10 protein-coding genes and 1 pseudogene are annotated in these 10,472 nt (G+C 60.3%); 7 read left to right on the top strand and 4 right to left on the bottom strand.

Annotated elements, in window-relative coordinates; all coding sequences use genetic code 11:
* Positions 1–179: 179 nt before the first annotated feature.
* Together MHY13_RS01285 and MHY13_RS01280 are read left to right on the top strand one after the other, a co-directional pair.
* Positions 180–383, top strand: a complete 204-nt coding sequence (locus MHY13_RS01285; RefSeq protein ID WP_239280178.1) for a hypothetical protein — start codon at positions 180–182, stop codon at positions 381–383.
* A 108-nt stretch (positions 384–491) separates the two neighbouring features.
* Positions 492–969: pseudogene (locus MHY13_RS01280) on the top strand (gluconokinase).
* A gap of 197 nt (positions 970–1,166) precedes the next feature.
* Here MHY13_RS01280 and MHY13_RS01275 read toward each other — a convergent pair.
* The gene (locus MHY13_RS01275) at positions 1,167–1,508 is read right to left on the bottom strand and encodes a hypothetical protein (protein WP_239280176.1); all 342 of its coding nucleotides are present in this window, start codon (positions 1,506–1,508) and stop codon (positions 1,167–1,169) included.
* Positions 1,509–1,533: 25 nt separating this feature from the next.
* Here MHY13_RS01275 and MHY13_RS01270 point away from each other — a divergent pair, with 25 nt between their 5' ends.
* On the top strand, positions 1,534–2,403 hold the full coding sequence (locus MHY13_RS01270; protein ID WP_204609712.1) for a patatin family protein: 870 nt from the start codon (positions 1,534–1,536) through the stop codon (positions 2,401–2,403).
* Between the two features lie 151 nt (positions 2,404–2,554).
* Complete coding sequence (locus MHY13_RS01265; RefSeq protein ID WP_204609710.1) at positions 2,555–4,120, top strand: TrkA C-terminal domain-containing protein; 1,566 nt, start codon at positions 2,555–2,557, stop codon at positions 4,118–4,120.
* 72 nt (positions 4,121–4,192) lie between these two features.
* Here the strand turns inward: MHY13_RS01265 and MHY13_RS01260 are convergent, their stop codons facing one another.
* Together MHY13_RS01260 and MHY13_RS01255 are read right to left on the bottom strand one after the other, a co-directional pair.
* Positions 4,193–5,827 (bottom strand): peptide chain release factor 3, encoded by a 1,635-nt coding sequence (locus tag MHY13_RS01260; protein WP_179386259.1) that lies wholly within the window; start codon positions 5,825–5,827, stop codon positions 4,193–4,195.
* 24 nt (positions 5,828–5,851) lie between these two features.
* Positions 5,852–6,688, bottom strand: coding sequence for an SDR family NAD(P)-dependent oxidoreductase (locus tag MHY13_RS01255; protein ID WP_204609708.1), 837 nt, complete (start codon positions 6,686–6,688; stop codon positions 5,852–5,854).
* 81 nt (positions 6,689–6,769) lie between these two features.
* On the opposite strand from MHY13_RS01255, the gene MHY13_RS01250 reads away from it, so the two are divergent.
* On the top strand, positions 6,770–8,122 hold the full coding sequence (locus tag MHY13_RS01250) for a potassium transporter TrkG (protein ID WP_239280174.1): 1,353 nt from the start codon (positions 6,770–6,772) through the stop codon (positions 8,120–8,122).
* The gene (locus MHY13_RS01245; protein ID WP_239280172.1) at positions 8,115–8,807 is read left to right on the top strand and encodes a TrkA family potassium uptake protein; all 693 of its coding nucleotides are present in this window, start codon (positions 8,115–8,117) and stop codon (positions 8,805–8,807) included. Before MHY13_RS01250 ends, MHY13_RS01245 begins: the two co-directional genes overlap by 8 nt.
* On the opposite strand, the gene pth is transcribed toward MHY13_RS01245, so the two are convergent.
* Positions 8,804–9,451 carry an aminoacyl-tRNA hydrolase gene (pth, locus tag MHY13_RS01240; RefSeq protein WP_239192708.1) on the bottom strand — a complete coding sequence of 216 codons (648 nt, stop codon included), beginning with the start codon at positions 9,449–9,451 and terminating at the stop codon, positions 8,804–8,806. The genes MHY13_RS01245 and pth overlap by 4 nt on opposite strands.
* Before the next feature lie 35 nt (positions 9,452–9,486).
* Between pth and MHY13_RS01235 the strand changes: the two genes are divergently transcribed.
* Complete coding sequence (locus MHY13_RS01235; RefSeq protein WP_239192704.1) at positions 9,487–10,470, top strand: nitronate monooxygenase; 984 nt, start codon at positions 9,487–9,489, stop codon at positions 10,468–10,470.
* Positions 10,471–10,472 lie beyond the last annotated feature (2 nt).

Here is a 10,472-nt window from a genome sequence, read left to right as displayed (position 1 = left end):
TTCCGATGGATTGAACACGAAACGCGCGGATATAAGCACCAAGACCTTATATCCGCCCGATTTACCCAACCTGAGCAGCAAGATCACTGTAACTCAGACACACTTTTTGCTACTTAACCCCGATTGCCTGGCAGGCCATCAAGGGCTCTTCCGAGTATGTGCGTGCCGATGGTGACACCATGATGGCCGCGTCCTTCTTCTCCATGACTTCGCCGGGCGACGACATCGGCCTGCCGGCCCTGCAGAACTGCGCCGAGCGGGTCGGCTCCTCTGCTCCGGAGGGTGGCGTGCGCTACGTGGCGGCCGCCCTGTGCGCGACCTTTGACCCGACCACACGTGGCGAGGTGCAGCGCGCGAACCTCATGTACGCGCCGCTGGGTTAAACCGCGCTTTATCGAGCCGCACGGTGGTTGCGTCATGTTGCGTTGAATCGCGCTGCGTCAGGCAGTGCGCAGCGCGTTCGATTTGGTGGAATGCTGCAAGGAGGGATGATGCGCAAGCACGTGGTGATCAAGGGAGTCTCGAGCTGCGGTAAGTCCACGGTCGGGGAGTTGCTGGCGCAGCGCACCGGCCTGCCTTTTCGGGATGGGGACGATATGCATCCGGCGGCGAACATCTAGCAGATGGCCTCGGGGCAGGCCCTTGACGACGCCGACCGCAAGCCCTGGCTCGAGTCCTTAGGCCGCTTTCTTGCGGACCAGGACGCCGGTGCCATTGTGGGCTGCTCCGCGCTCAAGCGCTCCCACCGCGACATCATCGATACGATCTTTGTAGGCCTGCACGGCTCTTATGAGCTGCTCAAGGAGCGCATGAGTCAGCGCTCTGGGCAACTTCATGCCGGTCGTCCTTCTGGACTCGCAATTCGAGACACTCGAGGAACTGCAGCCGGGGGAAGCGGGCATCGTGCTGGATTTCAGCGAGGTCCCAGAGGAACTTGCCGCCGCGGCGGCCGAATACTTACGGGGTTAGCTGGCGCTTCCCGACTTAGGTCATGTGTGGGTGAGAAACGTTTCTCTCGACACTGCTACCTGGTGGTATTTGGCGGTGGGGTGGGATTGTTCCGCACTAAAGTGGCCTAAGTCAGGTGGAATCGGGGCGCGCTAAGCGCGGGGACTGCGTGCCGGTTAGCCGGGCAAGTGCATCTTTTGATCCCATGGGAGCCCAGTCTAGTGAGCGCTCACAGTGATGGTGCGGCAGCGCTCCAGGTCGAAATAGGCACGTTGGCCGGTGGCGGCAACGCGTGCGCGGGCCACGGACTCATCGTGGGTTACGGCCGTAGCGAGGAAGACGAGCGGACCATCCGGCTGGCGCCATGTGCCGAGATACCGCGCGCCGTGTTCCTTGGCTAAGGCCAAGGCCTTGCTCACCGCGGCTGGGGTAGGCTCCGTCACCCGCAGCAGCGCTTTCCCGGTGGGGTTATAGGCAAACCCGGTGCGGGGCTGCTGGCCGGTTTCGATATCGAAGGTGCCTTCTTCGTCCGCGAGTAATTGCCGGAAAATACGCTTCATTGGGCCCAGCGTAGTATGGGGCACCATGATTGACGCCAGCAACACCGCACTCGTTATTGAAGGCGGCGGCATGCGCAATTCCTATACGGCCGCCTGCATGGTCAAGCTCATCGAAGAGGGCGTGGACTTTGGCTGGGTAGGCGGCGTCTCCGCCGGGGCATCGCATACCGTTAATTACTTGTCGCGCGATGCCCGGCGCGCAGAAGAGTCTTTTACGGACTTTGCTCAAAGCCCCAGCTTCGGCGGAGTGGGTTCGCTGGTGCGGGGTACCGGGTATTTCAATGCCGAGTACATCTATGAGCGCGCCGCGGACAAGGATCTGCCCTTTGATTGGCAGGCTTACCGCGAGCATCCTGCCGATATGGTGCTCGCTGCAGCGCGCGCCGATACCGGCGAGTCTGTTTATTGGACGCGCGAGGACATCCACACCCCGGAAGATCTCTTCGTGCGCGTGCGCGCTTCCTCCACGCTGCCGCTGATAATGCCGATGCGATTTATCGACGGCGCGCCGTACGTGGACGGCGCTTTGGGCTCTTCCGGTGGCATTACCATTGCGCAAGCAGAAGAGGCTGGATACGAGAAGTTCCTGTTTATCGGGACTAAGCCGCGCGGGTACGTGCGCCCTGCGGTTGCGCGCCCAGCCTTTGTCCGCCGCGTCTTCCGCAGGTACCCCGCTATTGCCGACGCCCTCATAGCCCGCCCCGCCCTCTATAACGCGGCCAAAGACCGGCTTTTGGAGTTGGAGCGCCAAGGCAAAGCGCAATTATTTTTTCCGGAAGATATGCAGGTGGCCTCTACCGAACGCAACGTACACAAGCTGCGGGCAAACTATCAGGCGGGTAAAGCCCAGACCTATACGGAGTGGCCACGGTGGAAGGAATTCCTCCTCGATTAGTTCACTATGGGCGTTTCCTGTGAGATGTACCGCCGCTGGGGGTGGGGTCTCGGCTGGGAAAGTGGTGTGCCCAGTGTAAATGCCAGAAGGCCAGGGCTTGGAAAAGCCTTTCACGTGGCGCTTTCTTGAGAAATGCCTAAACTATTCCAGCGTGTTAGCAATTTTTGATGGAAATATATGGCTGAGCATCTTTTTCATAGTGCTGCTCGGCACGCTATTTGGCATGATCCCCTTCGGTCCGCTGCGCTTTGGCGCGGCGGGCACGCTGTTTATGGGCTTGGCCTTCGGCTCGTCTATTGATCTGGATAAAGACATCTTAAGCTCCCTGCAAGAGCTGGGATTGGGACTCTTTATTTATATGCAGGGCCTGTCCGCCGGTGAGCGCTTCTTCAAGGGCTTTTCCAAGCAGATGAAGCACATGCTCACGGCGGCCATTGCGATTGTGGTGGCCGCGGGCGCAGCCCTCCTCTTTGGCGGCATGCTGGGGCTGGATACCCTGGCTTCCGTTGGTGTATTCGCCGGCGCCACGACCTCGACGCCGTCGCTGGCAGTTGCCCAACAGCAAACCGGTGAAGAGCTACCGGCTGTGGGCTACTCGCTGGGCTATCCCGTGGGTGTGGCGGTGGCCATTTTGGTCGTGGCATTCCTGCTTAAGCAGAATTGGCCCGCCAAGCACGATAAGGACAATTCGGCCTCCAAGATCTTCCGCTCCCGCACCATTCGCGTTACCAAAGACGTGAACTACGACGACTTGGAAGAACAGTTCAAGGATCACTTTGTTATCGCTACCATTCGCCGCGGTAATAAGGTCCGGGTTGCCGGCGATCGCCCCGAATTGCACAAGGGCGATATCCTGCGCGTTATGGTCACCAAGGCTAAGGCCCGTGAACTGACCCAAATGCTGGGCAAGCGTCAGCCGCAAACTCCGTTCGTGGATAAACGCCTGGTCATCGAAAACGTGGCTATTTCTAACCAAGATATCGCCGGCCGCACCGTTGAGGAGCTCAACCTGTTCTCCCGCTATGGTGGTCGCATCGTGCGCGTGCAGCGCGGCGATGAGGAATTCTTGGCCAATAATGAAACCCACTTGGCTTCTGGCGATATGCTGGAGCTCATCGTGAAGTTTGACCGCTTGGGCGACATCAAGGATTACTTCGGTGACTCAATTAAGTCCTACTCCGAGCTGAACTGGGTGGCCTTGGGTGGTGGCCTGTTCCTGGGTTACCTGCTGGGCCAGGTCGTGGTACCGATGCCGGGTGGCGCTTCTTTCGAGCTGGGCTTCGCGCTCGGCCCGCTGATTACCGGCCTTATCCTCGGTGCGCTGCACCGGACCCGCCGCATTCCGTGGCAGGTGCCGGCCTCCATTAATACTGCCTTCCAGCAGTGGGGCCTCGTCATCTTCTTGGCCTCTGTGGGCCTCTCGTCCGGCGAGGCATTCCTGTCCACCGCCTTCTCCTGGATGGGCCTGAAGTGCATGATCCTCGCCGCCATTGTTACCGTGGTGGTTGCGGTCCTATTCGCTGTAGCGAATCGCTTCATGGGTCAGTCCGAAACTCGTACCGCCGGCGGACACTCTGGCATCTTTGCTCAGCCGGCCGTGGTCAATTACGCCACGGGGCTGAGCTCCGACTCGCGCATCATGACCGGTTATGCGGCCACCATTGTGGTGGCGCAGGTGGTCAAAATTGCCGTTGTCCCTGTGATGTTGATGGTTTAACACGCAACTGAAAAGGCCGCTTCCCGTTCTGGGAAGCGGCCTTTTTCTCTGCCGTGTGAAGCTGTGTGGTTTCTAATCCGCCACGAGGGTTTCCATGGTGAGCTCTGGGTGTTCCTTCTCAATGAAGGCGAGCTTCCACTTATCACCAAAGAGCGCGATGAGCTCGCCATCTTGGCGGGTAAAGATTTCCACGCCGCGCTGACGGCCGAGCTCTGGGGCGGATTCGGCATCGGTGCGGCGAGCCACGGAATAGGGGATAGGCTCGGTGACGGTTTCCACGTTGTATTCGAACTCCATGCGGGCCTGCATGACCTCGAACTGCATGGGGCCCACCGCCGCCATGACCGGGGAGGCATCGCCACGCGCCTCGTTCTTGAGAATCTGGACCACGCCCTCGGCCGCCAGCTGCTCCAGACCCTTGCGGAAGGCCTTGTACTTGCCCAGCGACTTCGCGCGCAGAATGCGGAAGGCTTCCGGTGCGAACTGTGGCATGGGCTTAAATTGCACCTTCTTACCGGAATAGATGGTGTCACCAGGGGCAAGCGAGCCAGCGTTGACCAAACCCACAATATCGCCCGGATAGGCGGTGTCCACGGTATCGCGCGTGCGGCCAAAGACAGTCAGGGCGTACTTGGTGGAAAAGCTGCGGCCAGATTGGGCGTGGTTGACCTGCATGCCGCGCTCGAATTCACCGGAGACCACGCGCATAAAGGCCAGGTTATCGCGGTGCTTTTGGTCCATGCCTGCCTGGACCTTGAAGACGACTCCCGAGAAGTCATCGCTAACCTCGCGGACCTCATCAATGGCGCTGGTGGCTGCCTCAACTGCCTTGGGATCGGATTCGCGCGAGTGCGGAGCCGGGGCAATGGCGCACAGGGTGTCCAAAATCTGGTGCACACCAAAGTTCAGCATGGCGGAAGCGAAGATGAGTGGGGAGGTCACGCACTGCTCAAAGAGCTCCTGGTCATGCAGGGCACCATCGGCGGCAAGCAACTCGGCTTCCTCGACAGCGGTCTCCCACACGTCTTCTTCCTTCTCACCGGCGGCATCCGGATCGAAGTGTTCTTCCGGGGCGATAGTGGAACCACCAGCGGTGCGGATGAAGTGAATGTACTCATCGGCCTCGCCATCATCGTTGATATGTGCCAGGCCGCGGAAGTCACCGGCAATGCCTACCGGCCAGTACAGGGGCGTGGGCTGCAGCTGAATTTCGTTGACGATTTCATCGACAAGCTCCAAGGGCTCGCGGCCCACGCGGTCCCATTTATTGATGACGGTAACGATAGGCAGGCCGCGGGCCTTGCACACGCGGAAGAGCTTGAGGGTCTGGGGCTCGAGGCCCTTGGCGGCGTCGATAAGCATGACTGCCGCATCCACCGCGGTGAGCACGCGGTAGGTATCCTCTGAGAAGTCCGCGTGGCCCGGGGTATCGACCAGGTTAATCATGTAGGGTTCGCCCTCGTGGCCCTCCGGCGCATACTCGAACTGCAGCGCCGAGGAAGCCACGGAAATGCCGCGGTCCTTTTCCATATCCATCCAGTCAGACACGGTGGACTTGCGGTTGCCCTTGCCGTGGACCGCGCCGGCCTCATTAATAACGTGTGCGTGCAGCGCCAGCGCCTCCGTCAGCGTGGACTTACCAGCATCCGGATGGGCGATAACGGCAAACGTGCGGCGGCGCGAGGCCTCAGAAACGACAGAACTCATGCGCCATAGTCTAGTGGTTTCGCGCTACCACTCCACATTGAGGCGGCGCCCCAAATCATCAAAGACGCGGCGAGCCACCGACAGCTTCTTCGCAATGGGGCGCTGCAGGCCAGGTTTGCGCTTGTCGTTGTAGTATTCGCCGGATTCAAAGTGGATTCCCTCGGTGCCCGTCAAAAAGTAGGCGAGGTTATCGCCGCCGTCGGCAGGCTTGCCAAAGGTCTTGCCAATCAGCCCGGAATACATCTTGGACATTAGGCCAGTAGAAGACTTGGAAAAATCCGTGGCAAGCACGCCAGGGTGGAAGGACACCGCGTTAATCCCGTGGGCATCAAAATAACGGGTGAGCAGGATATCGCCCAGCTTGGCGTTGCCGTAGGCGCGCTCGGGGCTGAAGTGCTCCAGCGTAGTGGGATCACTGAGGTCGAACTTAGACATAAGGAAATTAGCTAGGGAAGCCGTTTGCACCACGTTCGCGTTATCCGCGCGCAGCTTGTCGCGTAGCAGCGAGGTCAACAGGAAAGGCGCGACCACGTTGACCTGCCAGGTGCGCTCAAATCCATCGGCGGTGGTGGACGGGCCGTCAAAAATGCCGCCGGCATTATTGCCCAGGGCGTGGATGTGCTCTAAGCCTTCCAAATCCTGTGCCAAGCGGCGTACCTGGCCCAGGGATTCGAAGTCCGCTAGGAAGTACTGGCCTTCGACTTCCTCGGCCACCGCGCGGGTCTTTTCCGGATTGCGGCCGATGATAACCAGGTTGTCTTGTGGCCGGGTGCGGTGCAACTGACGAGCAGCCGCGGCGCCCAACCCGCCGGATGCGCCGGTAATCACAATGGTCTTGGCAGTGGTATTTGGCGGAGTCATAGCACCAATCCTAACCTCCCATGGAGGGGTGGCGCCGGCCAGCAGTTTCCTTGCGCTGAAAACAGGTCTATACTTCCGCTGGTGAAACACCTGCTTTCCATACGGCAGTGGGGCCCGGCGCGATTGACCGCAGCTGGCTTCCTCGTGCTGATTTTGGTGGGAACGGTTTTGCTCATGCTGCCGTTCGCAGAGGCCGGCACCGCCCGCGCTTCTTTTTTGTCTGCCCTTTTTACCGCCACGTCTGCGGTCTCGCTGACCGGGCTTATCGTAGTGGATACCGGCAGCTTTTGGAGCCCGGCCGGCCAGGTCATCATCTTGGCGCTGATCCAACTAGGCGGCCTGGGCATCATGTCGCTCGCTTCGCTATCGGGCCTGCTTTTTACCGGCCGGATTAGCTTCAAGGCGCGCAAAACCGGTGCCTATGAGGGGCGCCCCATCGCCCCCGGCGGAATCCGCAAGACGCTGATTTTTACCTTCGCATTTACCGCGGTGGCTGAGACCATCATCGCTGTCATTGTGGCCGCACGCTTGATGATTGGCTATGGGCACTCCTTTCCGCGCGCGGTGTGGGAGGGCATTTTCCATGCGGTATCTGCGTTTAACAATGCCGGCTTTAGCACCAATAGCGATAACCTGGTGCCCTTTGTTTCTGATGCCTGGATTTTGCTGCCCTTGGCCGCCGCATTGATTGGTGGCGGTTTAGGTTTTCCGGTGTGGGCGGAGTTGGCGCGGTTGGTACGCCGCGATCGCCATGTGGTCCACCGCATTTCCATTACTGCCCGCATGACCCTAACGGCCACAATGGTGCTCTTGCTCGCCGGCGGCGTCTTTTTCGCGTGTATGGAGTGGACCGGGCTTTTATCCTCCATGTCGCTGGGGGATAAGCTGCTCAACTCTTTCTTTGCCAGCGCGTCCCCGCGCACGGCGGGCTTTAACGCCATTGATTATGGGCAGGCACACCCCATTACGCTGATGGGTACCGATATTTTGATGTTCATCGGTGGTGGCTCTGCCGGTACGGCCGGCGGCATCAAGGTCACCACCGCCTGCGTGCTTTTGGCTGCCATGGCCGCGGAATTTACGGGCCGGGAAACCACCACCATCGGCCACCGCAGCCTTCCGCGCTCGGTGACCCGCCAGGCGTTGGCGCTGAGCTTTGCCGGGGTTCTGGTGGTCACGTTGGGCGTGGCGGTCCTGCGCTTTTTTGATCCGGAGTTTAGCGGTGATCAGGTGTCCTTTGAAGTGCTCTCCGCTTTCGCTACGGTGGGCTTGTCCACCGGAATTACCGCAAGCCTGTCTGCGCCCTCGCAGATAGTGCTGTGCCTCATCATGTACCTGGGCCGCGTTGGCCCAACCACCCTGGTAGCGGCGTTGGCGGCAAAATCCGTTAGCCGGCGTTTTAGCTACCCCGAAGAAAGGCCGTTCCTTGGCTAATATTCTCAAGGCGTTGGGACGCTCCCGCGCCGGCATCGATATTCCACCCGTCGTCGTTATTGGATTAGGCCGATTTGGCTCCTCGCTTGCGCATGAGCTGATGGCCAATGGCGTTGAGGTCCTCGGCATCGACTCCAGTGAAAAGCGCGTGCGCGAAGAAGCGCCCTACCTCACCGAGACCATCGCGGCCGATACCACCGACCCAGAGGCCTTGCGCCAGCTGGGCGTGGAGGAGGTCGAGCGCGTCATCGTCGCCATCGGCTCCCATTTGGAAGATTCCATTCTCACTGCGTCCAATCTGGTGGAGTTGGGGGTCAAAGACATCTGGGCCAAGGCTGATTCGGAGGCACACGCGCGTATTCTCAGCCAGATTGGTACCCACCATGTCATCCGGCCAGAGCGTGATACCGGCCGCCGCGTGGCTTACCTTTTGGGCGGGCGTTTCCGTGATTTTGCGGAGATTGCCACCGATTATGGCGTGACCCAGATGGCCGTGCCTACTTCATTGGTGGGCCGGCCGCTCGACCTGTCTGCCATCTGGCGCACGCACCGCGTGCAATTGGTCTCTGTGCGCCGCGCGGAAGGGGAGTGGGCCCCGCTTGCCGACGCCACCGAGCTCACCCCCACCGATTTCATCGTCGCCGCCGGCAGCCCCAAGGCGCTGGAAAAATTCTCCCAGTGCTAGCGTGAGTGGATCTGGTTCTGGGCCTTGCCTAGCCCGTCCGTCACGATGAGGCGGGCGGCCTCGGCCGCGGTGGCGATGGCGTCATCAAAGCCTGCGCCCGCATCCACGGGGCCCAATACGTAATCCGGAATGGACGAACCCTTGGGCGGCCGGGCAATACCAATGCGCACGCGCAGATAGTCGCGGGTGCCCAAGCGCTCGGTGAGCGACTTGAGGCCGTTGTGCCCGTTTTCATTTCCGCCCTGCTTGATCCGGATCTTATTGGCCGGAAGGTCCAGTTCATCGTGGAGAACAATCACATGGTCTGGGGCGATGCCTAGCTGCTGTGCCAGCGGCGCTACTGGATCGCCAGAAAGGTTCATAAACGTGCCCGAACGCACGACAAGTACTTTCTGTCCCGCCCAGCTAAGTGGCGCGACCTGTACATCCATCCCACGTACCGGCTCGAGTACGTCTCCCCCTGCGGCTAACAGATCATCGATGGCCATATAGCCCACATTGTGGCGGGTAGCGGCATACTTCGCGCCGGGGTTGCCCAAGCCCACAATAAGCCACTCCGCCTCTAGCTCGTCCGGATTGAGACCTGGCGTGGGTTTATTCTTCGAGCCAAAGAACCGCGCGAAAAAATCTCCTAAAGGTGCCACTGCACTAGCTTCCTCTCTCAGTAAGGTGGGGTGCTATGAGTCAGGTTATAAGCTCCCTTTCCCGTAGCGTAATCCCCGCGCCGATGGCCGGCGGTCCCACCACCCCGGAACTAGTGCGCGCTGCCCATGCCGCCGGCTCTTTTGGCACCTTAGGTGTGGGCTCTGCCAGCATAGACGCTGCCCGCACACAGATTGACCAGTGTGGCGGCATTCCGTTTGGAGTAAATCTCTTTTGCCCACAGCAGCCGCTTTCCGAGGCGCACCTAGCAGCCGCACGCGAGCTGGCGCAGGCAGAAAACCAGCCACTGCCTGATCCCGATTACTCCTTTGGCTTCGAAGAGAAGCTGGATCTAGCGCTGCGCGGTGGCGCCCGCGTGGTGTGGTCCATGTTTGGAACCTTCACACCCGAACAGATAGAGCGAATCCACGCCGCGGGCGCAGAGGCCTGGACCACCGTCACCACCCCTGCGGAGGGAACCGTGGCCGCACGTCGGGGCGTCGACGTGCTTTGCGTCCAAGGCCCGGCCGCCGGCGGCCATCGTGGAACTTGGGACTTAGCCGCGACTCCCGATTCCCGGGATCTGGAAGAGCTAGTGTCCGACGTGCATACCGCAGCCCCTGATCTGCCTCTGATCGCTGCTGGCGGCCTGCGCACTGCAGAAGATATAGCCACCGCTATGTCCTGGGATGGCGTCGCCGCTTGTTCCTGCGGTTCCGCATTTTTGCTCACCGAAGAGGCGGGAACGAGTGACTACAACCGGCAGCTACTGCGCCGTGGTGGGCAGACCGTGTCTACCCGTGCTTTCTCGGGCCGCTTTGCCCGTGGACTAGAAACTCAGTACACCCGCAGCCACCCCAACCTTCCACCGGTTTATCCGCTCTTGAACCCTGTACTTAAGGAACGCCGTGCGCAGCACGATGATGCCGTAGCCTACTGCCTCGTAGGAACCGAAGTGGAGAAAATAAACGGGGGTACTGTGGCCAACATCCTGAACCAACTATGCCAAAACCCACAGTAGTA

Source organism: Corynebacterium sp. ACRPE, assembly GCF_022347435.1.
GTDB lineage: Bacteria > Actinomycetota > Actinomycetes > Mycobacteriales > Mycobacteriaceae > Corynebacterium > Corynebacterium tuberculostearicum_D.
The sequence above is the reverse complement of the archived record's forward strand: the minus strand, read 5'-3'. Positions and strand labels throughout refer to the sequence as shown.